Below are 22,701 nucleotides of genomic sequence, written 5' to 3' on the forward strand. Positions count from 1 at the left end.
GCGAAGTCCTTGTCCTTGTTCGACGCGTTCACGACCATCATCACGTGGTCGTTGCTGCGATAGTACACCAGGCAGTCGTCCACGAAGGTGCCGTTCTCGTAGAGGATGCCCGAGTAGTGCACCTGGCCGCTCACCAGCGAGGCCACGTTGTTGCTGGTGACGTAGTTCACGAACTCCATGGCCTGGGGCCCGGTGATCTTGAACTCGCCCATGTGGCTCACGTCGAACAGGCCGCACTCGTTGCGGACGATGTTGTGTTCATTGGTGATGCCGGTCGGGTACTGCACCGGCATCTCGAACCCGGCAAAGGGGACCATCTTGGCGCCCAGCGCCACATGCATGGCGTGGAACGGGGTCTTCAGCAGGGTGGCGTTTTCGGCAGACACGGCTGGTCGCTCGCAGCAGGCGGAGAGCCCGCGGTATGGGTCGGAAAGGGCGCGAGGTTCGTCCCTCGCGCATCACTGCAATATGCCGAAGTGGCAGGAGGCCGGCTAGCGCATTGCGTCAATCGCCAGCACGGCGAAATCCTCACCGCCGTGGCCGGCCGCAATGAGCGCATCCATCCGCGCCGCGAGACTCGGCAGCGCCGCCAGCGGACGGTCGCCCGCGGTCTCGATCATCAGTTTCACGTCCTTGCGCGCCATCGCGAGCTCGAAGCTCGGCGTGAAGTCGCCCTGCATCATGCTCACGCCGCGTGTCTGCACGATGTTGGCGGGATCGAAGAAGTCGAACAGCGACATCGCCTGCTCGGCGCTCACGCCGGCGCTGCGCGCGATGCTCATGAAGTCGGCCATCACCGCGCCGGTGCCAATGAGGTAGGCGTTGCCGATGAGCTTGATGACGGCGGCAAAGTCGGGGCGAGGGCCGTAGTACACCACCCGAGCAGCCTGTCGCTCCAGCGCCGGCTTCACCGCGTCGAACAGCGCCTGCGGTCCCGAGACGAGGATATTGCCGCGCGCCTGCCGCGCCGCCGCCGGACCGATGAAGACGGGGCAATGCAGGTACTTCACGCCCTCGGCGTTCAACCGGGTGGCGCGTTCCGCCGTCAGCGCCGGCTGCGTCGTCGTGTGATCCAAAATGATCGCTTCTCTGCCCAAGCCGCTGCGGCAGTCGGCGATCACCTGCTCGACGGCGGCGTCATCCTTGAGCACGAGGTGCACCCGCACCGCGCCGCGTACGGCCTCGGCGGGGGTGGTCGCGACGGTGGCGCCGAAGGAAGCCAGCGCCTGCGCCTTTTCCGGGGTGCGGTTCCAGACGGTCACACGGTCACCGCGGCCCAGCGCGGCTTCGACGAAGCCCGCGCCCAGGCGGCCCGTGCCGAGGAATGCGATCTGATCAGCCATATGAATCTCGGAGAGGTCAAGGGATGGCTGAAATCTAGCGCCGGTGCGATAGTTCCCTACCCGCGATGACGCAGAGTCCCCCCTCCGCTTCGAAGACGAAGCCTTTCGACCGCAGCATCGTCGAGGGTCCCATCGTGGCCGCCGTCTGGCTGGTGGCGTGGCCCAGCGTGCTGCAGAACCTCATTGGCGGAATGCAGGGCGTCATCGATCACGCCCTCGTCGGCCATCTCGTGGGGTACGCGGGGAACGCCGCCGTCGGCGTCGCGTTCCAGATCTTCCTCGTCGTCATCACGTTCATCATGTCCATCTTCACCGGGATGGGCGTGCTCGTGGCGCGGCATGCGGGAGCGGGCGACGCCGAAGCGGTGAATCACGTCTCGTACCAGGCCTTCCTCGCGTCGATGGGGATGGCGCTGTTCATCATCGCGCCGCTGGGCTGGGTGCTCGCTCCTTCGCTGCTCGAGCTGGTGCACGCCGCGCCCGAAGTGCGCGCGCAGGCGCTGCCGTACCTGCGCACGCTGTTCGTGGGCGGCTTCGGCATGATGATCTTCTTCATGCTGAATGGCGCGCTGCGCGCCGCGGGCGACGCCAAGACCGGCCTGCGGCTGGGCATCGTGCTGACCGTGCTGAACCTGGTGCTCAACATCACCTTCATCCGCGGGCTGGGTCCCATTCCCTCGTTCGGCACGATGGGGGCTGCGCTGGGGATGGTGATCGCCATGACCTGCGCGGCAGGGTATGGCTTCTTCCTGATGTCACGCGGCGGGCTGGTGATCCACTGGCATGCCGACATGGACAAGTCCATCGACTGGCCGGTCATCCGGCAGCTCTTCAAGTTCGGCCTCCCCGCCGGCGTGCAGGGGATCGTGATGAATCTCGGCGGCGTGATGCTGCTGCGGTTCATGGGCTCGCTCCCCGAAGCCGGGCATGTGCAGGCCGTCTACGCCGTGGGCTACAGCGAGCTCTTCTCGTTCATCACGTGGACGTCGGTGGGGCTGATGGGCGCCGCCGCGGCGGTGGCCGGGCAGAACCTCGGGGCCGGCAAACCCGAGCGCAGCGTGCAGGCGGTGCACGCCGCCAATCGCCTGGGGCTCGGCATCGCGATCTTCGTCGGCACGCTCTTCCTCGTGATGCCGGAGTTCCTGTTCCGCATCTTCGGCATGCGCGACTACGCCAGCCTCGAGCGCGGCGTGGAGCTGCTGCGCTGGCTCGCGGTCAGCGGGCTCTTCATCACCACCGCGCTGACGTACACCGGCGGCCTGACGGGGACGGGCGACACCAAGGGGCCGCTCTACATCTCCATCATCTCGCAGGTCGTGCTCCCCATCGGCCTGCTCGAGATCCTCAGCGCCACCACGACGCTGGCCCCGCACCACATCTGGATGGCGATCGTCATCGGGCACTTCACGCGCGCCGTGCTGAGCATCTGGCGCTTCCGGCTGGGGAAGTGGCGGGAGATCAAGATCGAGCCGGCGGGGCAGCGGGCGTAGGAGCGCGACGCTCCGGCGTCGCGCCGTTGGATCCACACGCGTCAGGCCTTAGGCCTCCGCTGTCGGCACGGTCCGCGCCACGAGGATGGTGATGTTGTCCGCCCCACCGCCGTCGAGGGCGTCCTGCAGCAACTGCTCCGCAGCCTGCCGTGAGTTGCTCATCGAGCCAAGCACCTCGGCAATCCGTTCATCGCTCACGTGCTTGGTGAGGCCGTCCGAACAGAGCAGGTGCACGTTGTCCCAGTGCGAGTCGTGCTTGGTGACGACAGGGATGGTGGTGTCGGCGCCCAGGGCGCTGGAGAGCACGTGCGCCATGGGCGTGCGCGCGGCGACGTCGCGCGTCAGCGCCCCCTCGTCCACGAGGTCCTGCGCCATCGTCTGGTCGCGCGTCACCTGACGCAGCACGCCGTCGCGCCAGACGTAGTAGCGCGAGTCGCCCACCTGCAGCAGGTAATAGGTGGGCCAGACGCCGAAGTAGAGCGTGAGCGTGGTGGCCATCGTGCCGCGCACGCCCTGCGACTCGCGGCGCGCGCGCACCGCCTCGTGCGCCTGCATGGCCGCGTGCTGCAGAAGTTCCGTGAACTCCGACTCGTCGGCCTTGGCGCCGTAGTACACGGTGACGCTCTCGTGCACGTAGCGCATCGCCGCTTCGAGCGCCGTGGCGCTCGCCTCGGCGCCGCCGACCCCGCCCCCGACGCCGTCGGCAACCATCGCGACGAACGCCACCCGGTGCGCGTCCGACGGCAGGCGGTGTTCCGGATCGTCGAGGTTGCTCGCGATGACCTGGATGTTCCGATGGAAGGTCGCCACCAGGAAGCGATCCTGGTTGTCCTTGCGCACCTTCCCCTGGTGCGAGACGCCATAGACGTCGACTTCGTCGTCGCGGGGAGTGCGGGCGGGGGAGGTTGGCTTGGTCATGGCGTCGGCGCCGTATTTCGCAGGGCGCGACGGGCGAGCTCCGGCGCGTTCTGCAGGACGACGATCGTGTTCGCGGCGGCGCGGCGCGAGAAGACAAACCACGAACCGTCGGGCGAGACGTCGTAGTTCGCATGCGGCGTCGACGTGTCGAACTCCGAGACGTCGAACAGGCTCTGGCGCGCCGTAACGGTCGGCTCGGCTCCCATCGCAACCTTCGCCGCCACGAGTTCCCCGCCCTTGGCCGTGGGCCGGCGATAGAACAACTCGCCACCACTCCGCGACCACACGGGCTCCGTTCCCCCGTCCAGCGAGATCTGCAACTGCACGGTGCCGCCGGTCAGAGACCGCACGTACACCTCGGGGCGACCGGATTGATCGGAGACGAAGGCGAACCAGCGGCGATCAGGCGAGGGAACCGGGTAGGTCTCGTCGGCCATGCTGTTGGCCAGCGTGTCCACGGTGGCCCGCCGTCCGGAGATGCGCGCAATGTCACCACCCCGCGTGCCCCGTCCAGGCACCGTGGTGAGGAAGGAGCCATCACCCAGCGGGACTCCGGTGTACTCCGGAGCGATCGGAAAGCCCTCGGCCTTCGGTGGCGTCGTCGTGCCCGGCGCCGCATAGAAGACATCAAGCCGCCCGTTCGACCCGCCGAGGAAATAGAGGCCGCGTCCATCGCCGGACCAGACCGGGTCATGCGCATCCTTCTGGAATGTCGCCCGCGTCGCCTGCTTGGTGCCTACTGAGAGGATGTAGACGTCCCGTCCGGCCGCCGTCGAGTTGTCGAAGGCGATCCGTTGACCGTCGGGGGCGATGCGCGGGCTGTGGTACCGACCCCGCTCCGCGTTCAACACCTGCACTGTGCCGTTGCGAGCGACGCGCACGAGATCGTTGTTGACGTCCGCGATGTAGGCCAGCGTTCCGTTTGCCGCCACGGCAAAGTGCGCGAAGCCCGCGCCGGCAACGCCGACGTCCTCGGCGAGCTCCACCGGCGTGCCCGTCACCCGGCGCGCATCGAGGTCGAGCGGAACGGCAATCAGCACGTTGTCGGGACGCACGCAGAAGAGGAAGCCGCCGGCATAGCGCGCTTCGACGATAGTGATGTCGAGAAGCTGCGTTTTCGTCTTCGAACGCAGGTCGAGGAGCACGGGCGTGCCGCCGTTGTTCACCGTGCCGATCGCCACGCCAAGCGCCAGCCGGCCCCCAGGCAGCAGCTGCCCGAACGTCACCCTGTCTACGAGCAGCGAATCGCCCTTACCCGGTATGCCGTGGTGCAGGCCGTTCGCCAACCCGTCGCTCCAGTAGAAGCTCCCGTCGTCACCGAATCCGAGGAACGCAGTCGGTGGCAGCCCATCGATCATCTCGGCGGCGCCGCCTGCGAGCGACATCCGCGCCATGCTGCCACCACCGCCGGAGTGATAGAGCGTCTTGCCATCAGGCGTGAGACGCGGATTGCCCGCGGTGAGCGTGCCCGGAATCGGCGTCGCCTTGGCGCCGTCGAGGCGGCGCAGGAACAGTTGCGACACGCCGAGTTCCCGGTTTCCACTGAAGATCAGCGTCTGCCCATCGGCCGACAGTTCGATCATGCGCACGGTGCCGCTGAACGTAGGCCGGATGTCCTTCTCGACGAGTGCGAGGCGCGAGGGCGGTGCGTCGGCCGGCCTCGAGCGCGTCGAGATCAGCCAGCCCGCCGCGCCGCTGAGCACGCCTACACCGACTGCCAGCGCAGCAACGCGGGTTCCCGTGCGCGCGCCGCGCGCATGCGCCGACCGACGTGCCCCGCGGCCGGCAGCGGTGGCAACGCCCTCGCCCTGCAGCGCCGACACGAATTCCGCCGCGCTGCCAAAGCGGTCGGCCGGCAGTTTCTCCAGCGCCGTGAGGATCGCCTCCTCCACCTCGGCGGCAACGCGCTCGCGGCGCGCGCGAATCGGCGCGGGCCGTTCGGTCAGCACCTTGGCGACGATCGCCTGGGCCGTCGAACCGGTGAACGGCGCGTCGCCGGTGAGCATCTCGTAGAGCACACACCCCAGCGCGTACACGTCGGTGCGCGCATCGAGGGTGCGTTCGCCCATCGCCTGTTCCGGGCTCATGTACGTCGGGGTCCCGAGCGACATCCCCGTCTCGGTCATCCGCGATCCACCGGTGCGCGCCGCCGCCAGCGCGATGCCAAAATCGGCGACCAACGCATGCCCACCCTGCAGCAGGATGTTCTCCGGCTTGATGTCACGATGGATCACGTCATGCGAGTGGGCGTGCTGCAAGGCGTCACCCACCTCGCGCGCGATGCGCAGTGCCTCGTCGACGGGCAGCTGCTTCTCGCGGGCGAGCCGATCGCGCAGCGTCTCGCCCTCCACGTAGGGCATGACGTAGTAGACCGCCCCCCCGACCTCTCCCGAATCGAACAGCGCGAGGATGTGCGGATGCTGCAGGTTCGCCGTCAGCTTGATCTCGGCAAGGAACCGCTCGGCCCCGAGCACGGCAGCGAGTTCGGGCTTCAGCACCTTGAGCGCCACCTTGCGGTCGTGCTTCACATCGTGCGCCAGGTACACGGTGGCCATCCCGCCCGCCCCGAGCTCGCGCTCGATGCGGTAGCGGTCGGCGAGCGCCGCGGTCAAACGGTCCAACACGCTCATGGCTTCACCTTCGTCTTGAGTTCGTCGAGCCAGTTGAGCACGACCGTGGTCGGCAGCGCGTCGGGACGATCAATCGGCACGACCACCAGGAAGCGCGACCCGTCGGGGAGCGCGTCATAACCCGTGCTGCGCCCGCCGCTCAGGCGGCCAACGTCCTTGCGGCGGAACAGCACTGTGGGGGTTCCGACGTCGCCGGTGGACGAGTTGAAGGACGCGGCAAGCACGTCGGCGCCGTTGCGGAAGACGATCTCGCGCCCGCCGCGCGTAAAGCGCGGCTGGCTGCCGCCGCCCGTGGACACCTGGCGCCGCCCGCCCTCGCCATCGAACGCCTTCAGGTACACCTCGCTCGCCCCCTGCGGGTTCTGCGATTCATACGCCACCCAGCCGCCGTCCGGGGAGATGGAGGCACTGACCTGCGATGACTCGCTCGGATCAAAGGGCGTGGCCGCTCCGGGGCCAAGCGGCGCACGCATGAGCACGTTGCGATCTCGCGACTCGGTGTACAGCATCGTCCGTCCGTCCGGTGAAACGGCAGTCGGCATCTTGTCATACTTCGAGACGCGCAGCGTATCCGCCTTGCCCCCATCAACCGGCAGGCGGCGCAGATCATAAACCGGCGTCTCCACGGAGTGGATCAGCGAGCGTCCGTCGGGCATCCAGACCGGGCTGAACGCGACGCCCTTGTCGTTGGTCAGCTGCGACAGCGCGCTGCGCGTGCGATCATAGAGCCAGATTTGCCATCCCGGCTCAATCTTGGTGACGGCGATCCAGCGACCGTCCGGCGAGAGCCGCGGCTCGGCCCACTGCCCAGCCTCCGGCAACGCGGACTGCTCGTTGCCGGCGCGATCCACCCAGAGGACGCGACGATTGACCGTAGACTCGGAGGCCTTGAGATAGACGAGCGTGCCGGTCTGGGACACTGCATATGCGGCCGATCCGTTCGTCGCCGACCAGACGACATCGGAGAGCACCGGCACTTCGGGACCCGTGACGCGGAGCGCCTTCGGGTCAAAGGGGACCGCGAACACCGCGCCCTCGCGTGTATACAGCAGGTGGCCACTGGCCACGTACCGTGCGTAGATCGCGCCTTCCACCAGCACGGTGCGCTTGCCGCTGCCGTACTCTACCGCTTCGATGCGCGAGCGGCTGAGCGGCGTGGAGAAGGCGTTGAACAGGATCGCCTTCCCTCCCGGCAGTTCCTGCGGATTCCAGTGCGCGAACTCGCGGCGCAGCGTGTCGAGCGAGGTGAGGCGCTCTGTCTTGCCGCCCGAGGCGCTTACGCGCCACAACCCGAGGCCCGGTTTCAGGAAGACGATCGTGCCGTTGGCACACCAGGCCACGCTGGCGTTGGACGAGTCGGCGACCAGCGTGGCCGGCCCCCCTGCCGTTGGCACCTTCCACAACTTGCCGCGCGCCCCGAAGGCGATCCACTGACCATCCAGCGAGAACTCGGGGGTGCCCGCGCCCTCGGTCCCCTCCACGACGGCAACGGCGGATGACGCGAGGTCGCGCACGACCACGTGATCGACGCCAGCCGAGTCGGCGGCGATCTGGGCGATCTTCCGCCCGTCGGGCGAGATGGCGACCACTGCCGTCTGCAACCCGCCCGGCGCAAGTCGCAAGCTGAACTCGACTCGTCCAGTGCCGATGGACTGCGGCCTGCTTAGCGCCCACGCCGCGACCACCGCAAACACGACGGCGGCGGCTACGCCCGCGATTGCCACGCGACGCCACATGTTGGTCGGTGTGGCGCGGCCCGCAGCCGGTGCCGCGAGCCGCGCGTCGCCGCGCCCGTCGAGCGCCTCAGCGAATGCGGCCGCCGACGCGAAGCGATCGGCCGGCAGCTTGGCCAGCGCCGTCATCACCGCCGCTTCCACGTGCAACGGGATCGTCTTGCGCATCATCGACGGACGCTCGGCGTCGGCGTTCAGCACCTTCGCCACGATCGCCTGTACCGTCGAGCCCGTGAACGGCGCGTCGCCGGTGAGCATCTCATACGCCACGGCGCCGAGCGCGTACACGTCGCTGCGCGCGTCGATGGTCTTCTCACCCATCGCCTGCTCGGGACTCATGTACGACGGCGTGCCGAGGCTGAGCCCCGTCTGCGTCATCCGCTGGCCGCCGGCGGTCTGCACGGCGAGCGCGATGCCGAAGTCGGCCACGAGCGCGCTGCTGTCATGCAGCAGGATGTTCTCGGGTTTGATGTCGCGATGCACCACGCCCTGGCGGTGCGCATAGTCGAGCGCGCTCGCTACCTCGCGCGCAATGCGCACGGCGTCGGCAATGGGGAGTTGATGCTCACGCTCAAGGCGTGCACGCAGCGTCTCGCCCGTGACCACCGGCATCACGTAGTAGAGAAGCCCATCCGCCTCGCCGCTGTCGAGGAGCGGGAGGATATGAGGGTGCTGCAGCCGCGCCGTCGTGCGGATCTCGCTCAGGAATCGTTCGCCGCCGAGCGCCGCGCCAAGATCGGGATGCAGCACCTTGATGGCGACATCGCGGTCGTGCTTGCGGTCGTGCGCCAGATAGACGGTGGCCATGCCGCCCGCACCGAGCTCGCGCTCGATGCGGTAGCGGTCGGCGAGGGCCGCTGAGAGTCGCGGCATCACCTCCGTCATTTCGACCTCGGCGACGTCAGCCGGCGCAGCTCGCTGAACCAGTTGTCCAGGATCAGGTATCGCGAGGGCTTTGCGCTCGAAGCGGTCGGCGCCGCTCCTCCGCCAGCCACCGCCACGATGAACCGCCGTCCATCGGGGTGGAGGTCCCAGTTATTGGTGCCGTCAGCATCCATCACGGCCACCACTTCCGGTGCGTGCACAACCACGGTTGGCGTGCGGTCAATGCGCGACCGGAAGAGCGTGTCGAGCGGGGCGCCACTCCGCCAGAAGTAGACAAACTTGCCGTCCGGTGACCAGCGTGGTGTCCGCGCATCGCCGCGCGAGATGTTCCATTTCCCCTGCGGCACGGGAAAGTCCCGCATCCACACCTGCTGACCGCCGCTTTCGTCCGACGTGAAGGCGATCATCTTGCGGTCGGGAGAGAGATGCGGTTCCATCTCGTTGAAGGGCGACTTCAGGTACGGGACGGGAACGCTGCCGGCATCCGCGCCGATCGTGAACGCGTCGTACCCACGATCTGGGGTGATGGCATCGAACAGCAGGGTCTTGTCATCAATCCACTGTTGCGCCCCGATTTCTCTCGAACCAAGAGTGGTCAGACGTCGCTCGGGACCGCTGTTGTCGGCCGGCTTGATGTAGAGATCCTCCGACGAATTAGTGGAGCGCTTGTCGAACAGGATGTGCTTGCCATCCGGCGACCAGGCCGGCTCGTCGTTGTCTCCGTCGAACGTGAGCTGGGTGTACGTGCTCGTCACCAGGTCAAGCGTGTAGATGTCCGTCTCCCCACTGCGGGCGTCGGCAAACACCTCCGTCGCGATTGAGCGGCCGTCGCGGGAGAATCGCGGTTTCGCACGCCGTCCGGGCGGCAGCCGCACGGTGTCGGCCCCCTTCCCGGGATCGACGATGACGAGGCGATTGACGGACGAGTTGCCCGTTCCCTCCGCGTCGTGCTGCACGAGCACGCCGGCGGCAGACACCGAGTACCCGCGTACATTGACGGTTCCTCCCACCCGCTCCAGCACGCGCACCGGCGCGCCGTCGACGCGGTGCTTCGCCAGGTCGAACTTGACCGCGAAGGTTCCGCCATCGGTGGTGTTGTACAGGAGGTGTCCGGTCGGTACGTAGGCGGCCCCCGATCCACTCGGGATCAGCATCACCGACGAGTCGGTCTTGAAATCGTACAGCGAGACCTCACCGGAGACCGAGTGCAGCACGCCGCTGCCGTCGGGCAACAGGAAGATCCTTCGGCTTTGCACCTTCGGCATGGGGACGGGCGCGCCGCCCGACGCCGAGACGCGCTGCGCGCCGGTAGGCCCGACGAAGACGATCTGGTCGGCCGTGCCCCAGTGCGGCCAGAAGGGATCGAACTTGCCCCCCGGCACCAGCGTGACCGCGCCACCGCCGCCCACGGAGATCTTCACCAGCGAACGATCGCTGTTCCTGCGAAAGACGATCCACTGGTTGTCCGGCGAGAAGGACGGCGCAACTCCAGTTTCTGTGCCGGCGATCTTGCGGAACTCCGGATCGCCGTCGAGATGACGCAGGTAGATCGCGCGCTCACCGCCGAGGTCGCCGGACAGCGCGATCATCGTCCCGTTCGGAGAGACCACGACTTCGCTGTTCGGATTCGGCGTGAGGGCGCCGAGATCGAGATCGAAGCGCCGTGCTGGCGGTTCCGGCGCGCGGCGCAGCCATCCCGCGGCTGCTCCGACGACCGCCACGGCCGCCACGGCCCAGGCCGCGAGCATCATCCGTCGTCCGCCCCAGCGCCCAACCGCAGTTCCTGCAGGCGTCGCCGACGTGACTCCCGCCGCCGCGATCGCGTACGAGTAGCCTTCGGTCCCCAGCGCATCGCGAAACGCCTTGGCGCTCTCGAACCGGTCGGCCGGCAGCTTCTCGAGCGCGCGCGCCACCGCTCCCACCACGTGGGGAGGCACCGTCTTCCGGTATTTCGTCACCGGCTCAACAGCCTCGGTGATGATCTTCATGATGATCTGCTGCACCGTCGCGCCCGTATGCGGCGGATTGCCGGTCAGCATTTCGTAGAGCACCGTCGCCAGCGAGTACACGTCGGCCCGCGGCGTCAGGTCCTTCTCGGCTGTCGCCTGCTCGGGGCTCATGTAGTGCGGCGTGCCGAGGCTGAGGCCCGTCTCGGTCATGCGCCCGCCGGCCGCCGCGCTCACCGCCAGCGCGATGCCGAAGTCCATCACCATCGCGCGCCCGTCGTGCAGCAGGATGTTCTCGGGCTTGATGTCGCGGTGGATCACGCCGTGCCGGTGCGCGTAGTCGAGCGCGTCAGCCACCTCGCGCGCGATGCGCACCGCTTCATCCACGCCGCACTGTGTCTCGCGGTTCAGCTTCTCGCGAATCGTCTCGCCCTCGATATAGGGCATGACATAGAACAGGAAGCCGTCCGCGGTACCGCTGTCAAACAGCGGCAGGATATGCGGATGCTGCAGGCTCGCGGTCGTCTTGATCTCGACCACGAACCGCTCGGCGCCGAGCACCGCGGCCAGTTCGGGCTTCAGGACCTTCAAGGCGACCTTGCGATCGTGCTTGAGGTCGTCGGCGAGGAAGACGGTGGCCATGCCACCGGTGCCTAACTCTCGCTCGATGCAATAACGACCGGCGAGCGCGGCGGTGAGCCGATGCGCGAGGTCTGTAGTCACGACTGATCCTCCAGCAGCGCCATCTCCGGCGCGGGGGGTGCTGGCAACTAAGGGGGGGGCCTCGGTCGCGGAAGGCTCTATTGTAAGGACCGGGGACCCCGCATGCCAGCACGGCACCCTCCGGCGGAGCCTCGGGCACGCCCTCAGCTCCGCGCGTTGAGGCCGCTCGACCCGAACTTCTGCCGCACCGGACGCGTTAGGTTGGGAGTATGCGCTCCCTCCGCATCATCCTCACCCTGCTCCCGTGGACGGTCTCGCTGCTGCGCGACCGCCGGCGCTGGGTGTTCTGGGGCGCCCCGCTGCAGCGGCCGCTCGAGTTCCACCGGCGGCGCGCCGAGGGGATCGTGGCGGCCATTGCCTCGCTCGGCCCCACCTTCGTGAAGCTGGCCCAGGTCTTTGCGGCGCGCGCCGACCTGATCGGCGAGCCCTACATCAGCGTGCTCAGCACGCTGCACGACCAGGTGCCGCCGGTCCCGACCACGGAGATCGACCGCGAGATCATCGCCGCCTACGGCAAGCCGCCCGAGGCCATCTTCGAACGGTTCGACCGCACGCCCGTGGCCGCGGCGTCGCTGGGCCAGGTGCACCGCGCCTTGTACAAGGGACGTGACGTGGCCGTGAAAGTGTTGCGCCCCGGGGTCGAGCACCTGATCGACCAGGATCTCGCCATCGCGCGGCGCATCATGGCGTGGGTGGAGTGGCAGTGGCCCAACCCGCACGTGCGCGGCGTGGTGGCGGTCATCGACGAGTTCTCGGCGCGCATCGCCGAGGAGATGGACTTTCGCCTCGAGGCGGAGTACGCCACGGAGATCCGTCACAACTTCGCGGGCGAGGAGGACGTGATCGTTCCCGAGATCGTGCACGACCTCACGCGACAGCGCGTGCTGGTGCTCGATTTCGTGGAGGGTCGCCGCATCGACCGGCTGGAGGTGAGCGAGGACGAGGCCAAGCGCATCACCGCCGTGCTGATCGAGATGTACATCCAGATGATGCTGATCGACGGGCTGTTCCACGCCGATCCGCATCCCGGCAACCTGCTCGTCACCACCGACGGCAAGCTGGTGCTGCTCGACTTCGGCATGGTGGTGCGCGTCGCGCCGGAGACCCGGCTGCAGCTCATTCGCACGGTGCTCGCCGCGGTGCGGCAGGATGCCGACGGCATCGTCGGCGGCTTCAACGCGATGGGACTGATCGCGCCGAACGCCGACATGGACGAGATCAACCGGCTGGTCAACCTCCTGCTCGACACGGCCTATCGGCAGGACACGACGACGCAGGATCGCATCAAGATGATGCTGGCTGACCGCGTGATGCACGCGCTCTACGATTTCCCCATCGTGTTGCCGCGCGACATGGTCTACTTCGCGCGCACGGCGTCATTGATCGAAGGGCTCGGCACGCGCTACGACCCGTACTTCCAGGCGATTCCGGTGGCGTCGCCGATCGTGCTGCGCATGCGCTCGCGCATCCTGCGTTCGCTGGGCGAGACTCCGGCGCCGAGCGTCGCGGAAATCGCGACGATTGCGGGGTTCGCGGCGGGGCGGCTGTGGAAGCGGGTGCGGCGCATTGCGCGGCAGGGGGCGCTTGCCCTCAGCTAGGGCGACTGGTATCGTGTTCGCTCCCCCCTACAGGACGAACGATGCGCCCCCTGGTTCTGATTGCGTTGACTGCCGCCGCCGCTGGCGCGCAGACGCCCGTTCCGCCCGCCGCCCAGCAGATCGCGGCCGCCGTGCTCCCCCTCCCCGCCGAAATGCGTGACGGCGCCATGGTGATGGGCTACAAGGAGCCGGGCAAGCTCGTCGTGCTGCGCGAGGGGAAGAACGCGATGCACTGCCTCGCGCTCTACGTGACGCGCCCCGACTTCCACGTCGCGTGCTATCACAAGAGCCTCGAACCGTTCATGGCCCGCGGGCGTGAACTGCGTGCCCAGGGCGTGACGGGGGCGAAGGTGGACAGTGTGCGCTTTTCGGAGATCAAGCGTGGCAAGCTCAAGATGCCGGTGCAGGGCTCGCTCTACACCGTGACCGCGAAGAAAGCCGACTTCGATCCCGCGACCGATGCCGTGAAGGATGCCGGGCTGCTGACGGTGCTGTACATGCCATACGCGACACCGGAGAGCATCGGCATCACGGCGACGCCGCGGGACTCCGGGCCGTGGCTGATGTTTCCGGGAACTCCGAAAGCGCACGTGATGATGAGCGGAAAGATGTAGAGAGAGAAACAACGGAGAGACAACAGAGAAACACCAGAGGGGCCCGGATTTCCGGGCCCCTCTTTCCTTGCTGACGTCTATTTCTTGGCGGCGGGTTTCCGCGCGGCTTTCCGGGCCGGCTTCCTGGTCGGCTTCTTCACCGGCCTTCTCGCCGACTTCTTCGCAACTCGCTTTGCGACCTTCTTGGCCGGCTTTCTGGTCACCGTCTTCGCCGGCTTCTTTGCGACCTTCTTCTTCGCGGGCTTCGTCGCGGGCTTCTTGGTCGCCTTCTTCGCCGGCCTCTTGGTCACCTTCTTCGCCGGTTTCTTCGCAACGTTCTTCTTCACGGGCGTCTTTGCCGCGGGCGCGGCGACCTTGGCCACCGCCGCCTGCTGCCTGGCCGCGGCATCAAACGCGGCACGCGCGGCCTGCGCCGCCTCGACCCCACCCTGCAGGAAGGCCATCACTTCTTCGGCGTGGCCGGCCGGGTTCACCTTCTCGAAGACGTGCTGCACGGCGCCGTCGGCGCCGATGATGTACGTGGTGCGCTGCACCCCCATGTACTTCTGCCCGTACAGCTGCTTCTCCACCCAGATGCCGAGCTGCTCGGCGAGCGCGTGCTGCTCGTCGACGAGCAGCGTGAAGGGCAGGTTGTACTTGGCCTTGAACTTCTGGTGGGACGCCACGCCGTCGGGCGAAATGCCGAGGATGACCGCGTCACCCGCGCTGAACCGGGGGAAGAGGTCGCGGAACTCGCACGATTCCATCGTGCAGCCGCTGGTGTCGTCCTTGGGGTAAAAGTACAAGATGACCGTCTTGCCGCGAAGCGACGAGAGGGTCAGCAGGTCGCCGGTGTCGGTCTGCAGCGTGAAGTCGATGACTGGCATGGGATGCTCGGGTCGAACGGTGAGCGGGAGGCTGCTGGGATCAACGCGATGCGCTATCGATTGGTACCACCGGACGACGCCGTCCGCCACCCGCTCGTCGCACGGACCGGGCCAGCCGAAGGTGGCCATCGGGTCGGTGCCCGCCGGCACCCGCTTGAACATGTGGCTCAGCCCGTCGAGGACCAGCAGGGTGCTCGGGCGAGCCGCGCGCGCCGCGTGCAGCCGCTCGGCGTCCTGCACCGTCACGTTCGCGTCGTCGCTCCCCTGCACGATGAGAACGGGCACGCCGACATCGGCGATTGTCGCGCAGGGATCGGTGGCGTCACTGTCGGCGAGATACTTGAGCCCTTCGGCGGGCATCATCGCGAGGCCGCCAACCCCGTACGGCTCCCTCGGATTCTTGTACCGCTCCGGAATGGCTTGGCCCGCGCGAATGGCCGCGATGACGGTGTCCATTGCCTCGAGCCGAGCCTCGCGCTGATCGGCCGGCGCCTCACGCTCGATGCGCTCGCGCATCACGCCGAGGATGCCGACCGCCGGACCGGCCAGCAGTGCCAGGCCGGCGGCGCGCGCCTCGTCGGGATGCTCCGCGACCAGTCGGCTTGCGACCACCGCGCCCTCGCTGTGCCCGCTCACGATCACCGGCACATCGAGCCCGCCGTCATCCAGCACGGACCGCAGCAGCGTCAGGGCCGCGCGGGCGATCGTCACGCGACCGTCCCACGTGCGGTGCCGGTCCCACTCGCCCTGGTCCTCGACCACGCTCCCCGTCCCCGGTCCGGCCTTGGCGTATCGCAGGACGGCGATGCCTCGCTCGGCCAGCTGATGCGCGAGGTAGGCGTTCGTCCCCGGATACGAATTCCACGAGGGGAAGTCACCGTTGACGTCGCAGAACAGCGAGCCCGGGATGAGCAGCAGCGCCGCCGTCGCTGGACGCGCCGTTGGTGTGGTGAACGCCGCGGGGATCGCCAACCCGCTGGCGCGCAACACCAATGAGCGCTCGGCGACGCCGTGCGGAAGTGGATACTCCGCCATGTGCCGCCCCCTAGCGACGCTTTCGGCGCGCGGGCGTCTTCGAACTCGCACGCTTCGCACCGGCCTTGGGTGCGCCCTTCCGCGCCGTCGCTACCGAGGGCTTCGCTTTTGCCGAGCGCTTCCTGGCCGCGGGCCTGGTGCGCATATAGGGCGCCAGCGACTCGTGGCCGATGAGCACCGCCATGATCGCCTTCTGGATGTGCAGGCGGTTCTCCGCCTCCGCCCAGACGCGGCTCTGCGGTCCCTCGAGCACCGACTCGCTCACTTCCTCGCCGCGATGCGCCGGGAGGCAATGCAGGAAGATCGCGTCCCTGGCGGCGCGCGCCATCAGCGCATCGTCCACCATGTAGCCGTTGAACACCTGGATGCGCTCGTTCGACTCGTCTTCCTGCCCCATCGACGCCCACACGTCGGTGTTGATGACGTGCGCGCCTTCGGCCGCCTCGCGCGGATCGCGCACCAGCGTGACGTCGGCCCCTTCGGCGCGCGCGGTGGCGATGAGCACGGGATCGGGCTCATAGCGATCGGGACAGGCGAGGCGGAGCGAGAACTTGAGCCGCTGCGCCGCCTCGATCCACGAGTGCGCCATGTTGTTGCCGTCGCCGATCCAGGCAATGCGCTTGCCCTCGAAGGTGCCGAGGAACTGCCGCACCGTCAGCAAGTCGGCCAGGATCTGGCACGGATGCGACAGGTCGGTGAGCCCGTTGATCACGGGGACATCGGCATACTCGGCCAGCTCCTCGGCGTGCGCATGCTCGTAGGCGCGAATCATGATGCCATCGGTCATCCGCGACAGTACGCGCGCCATGTCCTTGATGGGCTCGCCGCGGCCAAGCTGGATGTCACGCTGCGACAGGAAGAGCGCGTGTCCGCCGAGGTCGAACGCGCCGACTTCGAACGAGACGCGCGTGCGCGTGGACGACTTCTGGAAGATCATCGCCAGCACCTTCCCGGCGAGCGGTTTCTTCACATAGCGCTTGTGGCGAATCTCCTCGGCCAATCGAAAGAGCGCCGGGAGTTCGGCACTGGAAAAGTCGAGGATGGAAAGGAAGTCGCGATGGGCGGTCACGGGGGTCTCGCAGAGGGGACTGCAATTTGCCGCATTGCGGGGGAGGAGATAAGGGGGATGAGGGGTGGAACGGGGAGGGGGTAGAGGCCAGGCGAGGGGCGAGGCGATGCGGAACGAGGAGGGAGACCACTGGTGCGCCAGCGATCTCCCTCCTCGTTCCGACTCCTGTCCCTCCTCGCTGAGCCTCTATCTCCTCCCCGTTCCGTCAAAGAATGTACTTTCTCAAGTCTTCATCCTCCGCAATCGCCTTCAACCGCTCCCGTACCACCTTCCCATCGACCTTGACCGGATCGGTCCCCCGCTCGGGCAGGTCGTACAGCACGTCCTCGAGCAGGGTGGTCATCACGGTGTGCAGGCGGCGCGCACCGATGTTCTCCATCCGGGCGTTCACGTGCGCGGCGGTGCGCGCCACCTCGGCGATTCCATCCTCGGTGAAGGAGAGTTCCGTCCCCTCTGCCGCGACGAGCGCCGCGTACTGCTTGGTGAGCGCGTTCTCGGGCTCGGTCATGATGCGCACGAAGTCGGCCTCGGTGAGCGACTTCAGCTCCACCCGGATCGGGAAGCGCCCCTGCAGTTCCGGAATCAGGTCGCTCGGCTTGCTCACGTGGAACGCGCCGGCGGCGATGAAGAGCACGTGGTCGGTCTTCACCATTCCGTACTTGGTCTGCACGTTCGACCCCTCGACGATCGGCAGCAGGTCGCGCTGGACGCCTTCGCGCGACACGTCGGGGCCGCCCATCTCGCCCTTGGCGCCGGCAATCTTGTCGATCTCGTCGAGGAAGATGATGCCGAGCTTCTCCACGCGATCGAGCGCGTCGGCCACGACGTCATCGTGGTTGATGAGCTTGTCGAACTCCTCGTCGAGGAGGATGCGGCGCGCCTCCGCCACCGTCACCGTGCGCTTCTTCTTGCGCTTCGGCATGAACTGCTCGAGCATCTCGGTGAAGTTCCCCATGCCTTCGGGGACGCCGCCCTGCGCCATGTCGAAGGTCGGCATCGAGGCCGCGGCGACCTCGATCTCGATCTCCCGCGTCTCCAGCTGGCCGTCGAGCAGCAGTTGCTTGAGCTTGTCGCGGGTGCGCTTGTGCCGTTCGCGCGCCAGGTCGTGCTCCTGCGTCACGCCCCCCGACGCGGAGACCACGAAAACGCTCGATGCCTCGTCACTCGGCGCGGGCGCGGCCGGCTCCGTCGGCGCGGGCAGGAGCAGATCGAGGATCCGCTCGTCCACCTTGTCGTTGGCGAGGTCCTCCACGTCGTGCTCGCGCTCGTGCCGCACCATGTCGATGGCGCTTTCGGCGAGGTCGCGCACCATCCCCTCGACGTCGCGCCCGACGTACCCCACCTCGGTGAACTTCGACGCCTCCACCTTGATGAACGGCGCGCCCGTCAGCTTGGCGAGGCGGCGCGCGATCTCCGTCTTGCCGACGCCGGTGGGGCCGATGAGAATGATGTTATTGGGCGCGATCTCCTCGCGAATTCCCTCGGGGGCGCGCTGGCGGCGCCACCGGTTGCGGAGCGCGATGGCCACGGCCTTCTTGGCGTCCCCCTGCCCCACGATGTAGCGGTCGAGCTCGGCGACGATCTTGCGCGGCGTGAGGTCGGCGAGGCGGGCGAGAACCTGTTCGGTGCGATTGGCGGGCATCCTTCAATTGTAGCAGGTGGAGGCGAAACTGCCGCCCCGCCACGCGCGTAAAGGGGGAGACCGATCCCCCGTGGAGCTTCGCATGCGCCCCAACGTCGCGCTGGTGCTGGCCCTGTCACTGACCGCGGCTGGCGGCCGGACCCCGCTCAGCGCCCAGGCGCCCCGCACCTACTCCTACGACTTCCTGCTCGATCCCGGCGACGAGAAATCGCATCGCGTGATTCACGGGACGGTCCGGGTTTCGGGCACCCGCGCGCGCCTGGACACCGACGAGGAAAAGCCGCGCGGGGAGAAGTCGTATCTCCTGATCGGCAATGAAGGACGCACGGTCTACGTCGTGCGCCCCGATCGCCAGATGTACGAGGCGCACGACGCCGATGAGTTCGTGCATGTCGTGGGAACGGCGATGCGCGCGGCGGGTCCGGTGATGAAGATCGACGTGCGTGATGTGCGGCTGGGCACGGCGCGGCTTGGCGCCGGCGAGCCGGTGGCGGGTCGGCCAACGCAGCGGATGCAACTGCGGCAGCGCTGGACCATGAGCATGCGTGTCCTCGGATTCGTGAAGGAAGACATGACGGGATCGTCGGTGGCCGAGTATTGGAGCGATCCGTCCATGCCCCTCATGCGCAATCCGCTCTTCGAGCTCGTCAGCGCCGCGCACCTGGCGCTGGCGAGCGCCGACGCCGATTTCATGGCGCAGGCTGAAGGCGCCCGCGCCGCCTTCTTCCGCGGCTCACCCCTGAAGGCCGACATTCGCCTGCGCATGAGCGGCAAGGACAGTGACGACGCGACGCACCTGCGGTACGAGGTCACGAAGATCACCGTCGGCGGCGTCGATGAGAGCGCGCTCGCCCTCCCCAACGGGTACAAGCGCACGAACAGCCGCGAAGTGAGCTTCTAACGACTGCGGGGCGCCGACTGGCGCCCCGCGTCGCTCACTCCGGCTCGATGACCGTGATGTTCTGGTTGGTAAAGATGCAGATCTCGCCGGCAATGGAGAGCGCCTTGCGCACGATCTCCGACGCGGTGAGCGAGGTCTCGGCCAGCATCGCCCGCGCCGCGGCCAGGGCATAGGGCCCGCCCGACCCGATGGCGAGAATACCGTCGTCCGGCTCAATCAGCTCGCCGTTCCCCGAGATCACGAAGCCGTGGTCACGGTCGCAGACGGCCAGCAGGGCTTCGAGGCGACGCAGCACCCGGTCGCTGCGCCATTCCTTGGCGAGCTCCACCGCCGCGCGGGGGAGGTTGCCCGGGTGCCGCTCGAGCTTTTCCTCGAACTTCTCGAAGAGGGTGAACGCATCGGCCGCGGCCCCGGCAAAACCGGCCAGCACGCGACCGCCGCGCAGCGCGCGGACCTTCACGGCACGCGCCTTCATCACCGTCTCGCCGACGGACACCTGACCGTCGCCGCCGATGGCAACCTTCCCGTCGCGACGCACGGCAAGGATGGTAGTCGAGTGGATGGGAAGCAGAGTCATAGAGTGAAGATAGTGTCCTAGACGGAACAGGGAGGGGGTAGAGGCCCGGCGAGGGGGAATGAGATTCGGAACGAGGAGGGCGTTCACTGGGACGCCGGGCGGTCTCCCTCCTCGTTCCGACTCCCGCTCCCCCCTCGCCGAGCCTCTACCCCCTCCCCGTTCCGTGCATCGTCTATCCGCGTGTCTCCACCGTCACATGCTCCGGGGTCACCTGCTCCCCGAACTTCGCGCCCAGGTGCTTGAGCACGCCATCCATGGTCGCGTGCGATCCGCGCATCTTCATCAGCACCCGGAAGAACGGCGACTTCACCCACCCTTCCTCCGTGATGGTGACCTCCGTGCCGGTGCCGTTGGCGGCGAGATCGTACGTCCAGATGCCTCCCCACTGCGACTTCTCGTCGGTAATGATCTCGGTGACGAGATTCGCCGGCGGATGGATCTCGAGAAACTCGACGCTCATCGTCATCCCGCCGACGTCCTGTACCCACACTTCATGACCGTTGACCCGCTCGCCTTTCACCGACGACTTGAAATCGGGATGCCACTTGGGGTAGTCGCCGAAGGCGCGCAGCACCGCCCAGACGGAGTCGCGAGGGGCCGTGAGCTGGACGCGGCTGGACACCTTGTGCTCGCGCGGCATCGACAGGCCGGCGCCGTAGACGCAGGCCACCAGCACGACCACGACAATGAGGAGTTTCTTCACGATTCCCATGGGCCGGCTCCGGAGAATGGGGGCCTGAAGAATGTGCATCCGGCGCCGCCCGCTGCCAATGATGGCTAGATTTCGCGCATGACCTCCCCCTGGCCGATCACTTTCGACGATGTCCTCGCCGCGCGTGAGCGCCTGCGTCCGTACCTCTCGCCGTCACCGCTGCGCCGGTACCCGCAACTGGACCAGTTGGTGGGACATGGCATCCAGGTGTTCGTGAAACACGAGAACCACCTGCCCGTGCAGACGTTCAAGGTGCGCAACGGCCTTTCCGCCGTCACCGCGCTCGACGCCGCGGCCCGCCAGCGCGGCATCATCGGCGCGAGCACCGGGAATCACGGCCAGGGCATGGCGTACGCCGCGCAGCTGCTGGGCATTCCTTGCACCATCGTCGTGCCCGAGGGCAACAACCCCGACAAGAACGCCGCCATTCGCGCCCTCGGCGCCGAACTCATCGAGCATGGCGCCACCTACGACGAGTCGGCCCGGCGGTGCGCCGAACTCTCCGCCGAGCGTGGACTGTGGCTCGTGCATGGCATCAACGACCGCACGGTGATCGCCGGCGCGGCGACCATGACGCTCGAGATCCTCGAGCAGCAGCCCGACCTCGACGTCATCTTCATCGCGCTCGGCGGCGGTTCGCAGGCGGTGGGGGCGATGACGGTCACGCGCGCGCTCCGGCCGTCGGTGAAGGTCGTGGCGGTGCAGAGCGAGGCGGCGCCGGCACAGTACCAGAGCTGGAAACGCGGCGAGATGGTGCGGGGCGCTCCGGTGCGCACCTTCGCCGAGGGAATCGCCACCGGTCAGGCGTATGAGATGACGTTCCCCGCGCTCAAGGAAGGCCTGGCCGACTTCATCACCGTCAGCGAAGCCGAACTCGCCGATTCGCTGCGCGAGTTGATTCGCACCACGCACAACTTGCCCGAAGGGGCGGCCGCCGGTGGCCTGGCCGGGCTGCGCAAGGTCGCCGCGAGTTACGCGGGCCAGAAGGCCGCAATCGTGATGTGCGGCGGAAATATCGGCGTTGAGGCGCTCGCGAGGATATTGGCGGCGGATTGAGGGTATGGAATCCGGAATTCGTTCACGGATCGCGATTCTGGACAGCGATTAGCGATCGCCCCGGTCAATCGTCAGTCGCGGTCCTACGTCGAGGTCATCAATCCAATTCCGAATTCCATATCCTCAATCGTTCGTTTGAAGGAACCCCAGCCCGACCGTCGTGTATAGCGCTGGATGCGCCTTCCGTCCGTCTATACCGACGTTGACGGCACGCTACTGGACGACGATGGCCGGTTGGCGTTCGCCGTCACTACGCTTCGCGAGGTCGCGACGCGTGTCCATCTGGTGCTCACGTCCAGTCGCACACTCGACGAACTGGCGGCGTTCACGGCCGCCTGGAACATCTCCGCAGACCTGATCGCGGAGAACGGCGCGTGGATCGGGCGCACCGCGCCGACCCCTCGGAGCGAGTCTGTGTGCCTGGCGGGGCGCGCCTGGTGGATTCGGCGCGTCGGAGCGCCGCGCCGTGAGGTGCGACAAGCCGTGCTCGATGTGGCGACGGCGCACGGCGTGACCGTCGACTTCACCGATGAGTGGTCGCATACCACCTGGATTGCCGAGACCGGCCAGACACTGGAGGAGGCAAAGCGGGCACGACTCCGGCGCGGCAGCGTGCTGTTGCGCGATGCCTCGCCCGCAGTCGTCCGGGCGTTGCGGCAATCCGGACTCGACGCGGAGCCGGGCGGGCGCTGGACGTGCGTCACGCTGGGCGCCGGCAAGGGAGCGGCCGCTCGCCTGCTCGCCACGCTCTCTTCGCGCTCCGGTGCAATGATCGGCGTCGGCGACGCCGCCAACGACCGGAGCCTGCTGGAGACCGCCGACCGCGCGTTCATCGTGCGCCATCGCAACGGCACGGTTGACCCTGCCCTCTCCCGCCTGGCGCCACCGGCCACCATCCTCGCTTCACCCGGCCCGCAAGCGTGGCCTGAATTGCTGGAGCACCTCCCGCCCGCCGTGAGGTAA

General features: G+C 67.6%; 17 protein-coding genes. 6 read left to right on the plus strand and 11 right to left on the minus strand.

Annotated features, from left to right (window positions below):
* A partial coding sequence (locus tag VGJ96_13165) for a glycine cleavage system aminomethyltransferase GcvT (protein ID HEY3288061.1) occupies window positions 1–386 on the minus strand: 386 nt, incomplete at its 3' end.
* Between the two features lie 105 nt (window positions 387–491).
* Window positions 492–1,343 carry an NAD(P)-dependent oxidoreductase gene (locus VGJ96_13170; GenBank protein ID HEY3288062.1) on the minus strand — a complete coding sequence of 284 codons (852 nt, stop codon included), beginning with the start codon at window positions 1,341–1,343 and terminating at the stop codon, window positions 492–494.
* A gap of 65 nt (window positions 1,344–1,408) precedes the next feature.
* On the opposite strand from VGJ96_13170, the gene VGJ96_13175 reads away from it, so the two are divergent.
* Window positions 1,409–2,833, plus strand: a complete 1,425-nt coding sequence (locus VGJ96_13175; GenBank protein HEY3288063.1) for an MATE family efflux transporter — start codon at window positions 1,409–1,411, stop codon at window positions 2,831–2,833.
* 48 nt (window positions 2,834–2,881) lie between these two features.
* Here VGJ96_13175 and VGJ96_13180 read toward each other — a convergent pair whose 3' ends face one another.
* From VGJ96_13180 to VGJ96_13195, 4 genes are read right to left on the minus strand one after another with little or no spacing between them, the layout of a single operon-like run.
* On the minus strand, window positions 2,882–3,751 hold the full coding sequence (locus VGJ96_13180) for a protein phosphatase 2C domain-containing protein (protein HEY3288064.1): 870 nt from the start codon (window positions 3,749–3,751) through the stop codon (window positions 2,882–2,884).
* Complete coding sequence (locus VGJ96_13185; protein ID HEY3288065.1) at window positions 3,748–6,381, minus strand: protein kinase; 2,634 nt, start codon at window positions 6,379–6,381, stop codon at window positions 3,748–3,750. Before VGJ96_13185 ends, VGJ96_13180 begins: the two co-directional genes overlap by 4 nt.
* Window positions 6,378–8,987, minus strand: a complete 2,610-nt coding sequence (locus VGJ96_13190) for a protein kinase (protein HEY3288066.1) — start codon at window positions 8,985–8,987, stop codon at window positions 6,378–6,380. The genes VGJ96_13185 and VGJ96_13190 overlap by 4 nt, the downstream gene beginning before the upstream one ends.
* A gap of 8 nt (window positions 8,988–8,995) precedes the next feature.
* Entirely contained in the window at window positions 8,996–11,668 is a 2,673-nt protein-coding gene (locus VGJ96_13195) for a protein kinase (protein HEY3288067.1), read from the minus strand.
* Between the two features lie 209 nt (window positions 11,669–11,877).
* Between VGJ96_13195 and VGJ96_13200 the strand changes: the two genes are divergently transcribed.
* A complete protein-coding gene (locus tag VGJ96_13200; GenBank protein HEY3288068.1) occupies window positions 11,878–13,266 on the plus strand; it encodes an AarF/UbiB family protein in 1,389 nt (462 codons plus the stop codon).
* A gap of 41 nt (window positions 13,267–13,307) precedes the next feature.
* On the plus strand, window positions 13,308–13,880 hold the full coding sequence (locus VGJ96_13205) for a hypothetical protein (GenBank protein ID HEY3288069.1): 573 nt from the start codon (window positions 13,308–13,310) through the stop codon (window positions 13,878–13,880).
* A gap of 77 nt (window positions 13,881–13,957) precedes the next feature.
* Here the strand turns inward: VGJ96_13205 and VGJ96_13210 are convergent, their stop codons facing one another.
* The 3 genes from VGJ96_13210 to hslU form a co-directional block, all read right to left on the minus strand.
* Window positions 13,958–15,781: a redoxin domain-containing protein gene (locus VGJ96_13210; protein ID HEY3288070.1), complete on the minus strand. Its 1,824-nt coding sequence runs from the start codon at window positions 15,779–15,781 to the stop codon at window positions 13,958–13,960.
* Between the two features lie 10 nt (window positions 15,782–15,791).
* Complete coding sequence (argF, locus tag VGJ96_13215; GenBank protein HEY3288071.1) at window positions 15,792–16,850, minus strand: ornithine carbamoyltransferase; 1,059 nt, start codon at window positions 16,848–16,850, stop codon at window positions 15,792–15,794.
* 205 nt (window positions 16,851–17,055) lie between these two features.
* Window positions 17,056–18,492: an ATP-dependent protease ATPase subunit HslU gene (hslU, locus tag VGJ96_13220; protein ID HEY3288072.1), complete on the minus strand. Its 1,437-nt coding sequence runs from the start codon at window positions 18,490–18,492 to the stop codon at window positions 17,056–17,058.
* Window positions 18,493–18,574: 82 nt separating this feature from the next.
* Between hslU and VGJ96_13225 the strand changes: the two genes are divergently transcribed.
* A complete protein-coding gene (locus tag VGJ96_13225; GenBank protein HEY3288073.1) occupies window positions 18,575–19,393 on the plus strand; it encodes a hypothetical protein in 819 nt (272 codons plus the stop codon).
* A 34-nt stretch (window positions 19,394–19,427) separates the two neighbouring features.
* On the opposite strand, the gene hslV is transcribed toward VGJ96_13225, so the two are convergent.
* Window positions 19,428–19,970 carry an ATP-dependent protease subunit HslV gene (gene hslV, locus VGJ96_13230; protein HEY3288074.1) on the minus strand — a complete coding sequence of 181 codons (543 nt, stop codon included), beginning with the start codon at window positions 19,968–19,970 and terminating at the stop codon, window positions 19,428–19,430.
* Between the two features lie 172 nt (window positions 19,971–20,142).
* On the minus strand, window positions 20,143–20,682 hold the full coding sequence (locus VGJ96_13235; protein ID HEY3288075.1) for an SRPBCC family protein: 540 nt from the start codon (window positions 20,680–20,682) through the stop codon (window positions 20,143–20,145).
* Window positions 20,683–20,760: 78 nt separating this feature from the next.
* Here VGJ96_13235 and VGJ96_13240 point away from each other — a divergent pair, with 78 nt between their 5' ends.
* Window positions 20,761–21,738: a threonine/serine dehydratase gene (locus tag VGJ96_13240; protein ID HEY3288076.1), complete on the plus strand. Its 978-nt coding sequence runs from the start codon at window positions 20,761–20,763 to the stop codon at window positions 21,736–21,738.
* Window positions 21,739–21,912: 174 nt separating this feature from the next.
* On the plus strand, window positions 21,913–22,701 hold the full coding sequence (locus tag VGJ96_13245; GenBank protein HEY3288077.1) for an HAD-IIB family hydrolase: 789 nt from the start codon (window positions 21,913–21,915) through the stop codon (window positions 22,699–22,701).

This window comes from Gemmatimonadaceae bacterium (genome assembly GCA_036504815.1).
GTDB lineage: Bacteria > Gemmatimonadota > Gemmatimonadetes > Gemmatimonadales > Gemmatimonadaceae > PNKL01.

What these genes read in the sequence shown, in the direction of transcription:
- VGJ96_13170 (HEY3288062.1), bottom strand. Translation starts at nt 1,343, where the DNA reads ATGGCTGATCAGATCGCATTCCTCGGCACGGGCCGCCTGGGCGCGGGC.
- VGJ96_13175 (HEY3288063.1), top strand. Translation starts at nt 1,409, where the DNA reads ATGACGCAGAGTCCCCCCTCCGCTTCGAAGACGAAGCCTTTCGACCGC.
- VGJ96_13180 (HEY3288064.1), bottom strand. Translation starts at nt 3,751, where the DNA reads ATGACCAAGCCAACCTCCCCCGCCCGCACTCCCCGCGACGACGAAGTC.
- VGJ96_13185 (HEY3288065.1), bottom strand. Translation starts at nt 6,381, where the DNA reads ATGAGCGTGTTGGACCGTTTGACCGCGGCGCTCGCCGACCGCTACCGC.
- VGJ96_13190 (HEY3288066.1), bottom strand. Translation starts at nt 8,987, where the DNA reads ATGCCGCGACTCTCAGCGGCCCTCGCCGACCGCTACCGCATCGAGCGC.
- VGJ96_13200 (HEY3288068.1), top strand. Translation starts at nt 11,878, where the DNA reads ATGCGCTCCCTCCGCATCATCCTCACCCTGCTCCCGTGGACGGTCTCG.
- VGJ96_13205 (HEY3288069.1), top strand. Translation starts at nt 13,308, where the DNA reads ATGCGCCCCCTGGTTCTGATTGCGTTGACTGCCGCCGCCGCTGGCGCG.
- VGJ96_13210 (HEY3288070.1), bottom strand. Translation starts at nt 15,781, where the DNA reads ATGGCGGAGTATCCACTTCCGCACGGCGTCGCCGAGCGCTCATTGGTG.
- hslU (HEY3288072.1), bottom strand. Translation starts at nt 18,492, where the DNA reads ATGCCCGCCAATCGCACCGAACAGGTTCTCGCCCGCCTCGCCGACCTC.
- VGJ96_13225 (HEY3288073.1), top strand. Translation starts at nt 18,575, where the DNA reads ATGCGCCCCAACGTCGCGCTGGTGCTGGCCCTGTCACTGACCGCGGCT.
- hslV (HEY3288074.1), bottom strand. Translation starts at nt 19,970, where the DNA reads ATGACTCTGCTTCCCATCCACTCGACTACCATCCTTGCCGTGCGTCGC.
- VGJ96_13235 (HEY3288075.1), bottom strand. Translation starts at nt 20,682, where the DNA reads ATGGGAATCGTGAAGAAACTCCTCATTGTCGTGGTCGTGCTGGTGGCC.
- VGJ96_13240 (HEY3288076.1), top strand. Translation starts at nt 20,761, where the DNA reads ATGACCTCCCCCTGGCCGATCACTTTCGACGATGTCCTCGCCGCGCGT.
- VGJ96_13245 (HEY3288077.1), top strand. Translation starts at nt 21,913, where the DNA reads ATGCGCCTTCCGTCCGTCTATACCGACGTTGACGGCACGCTACTGGAC.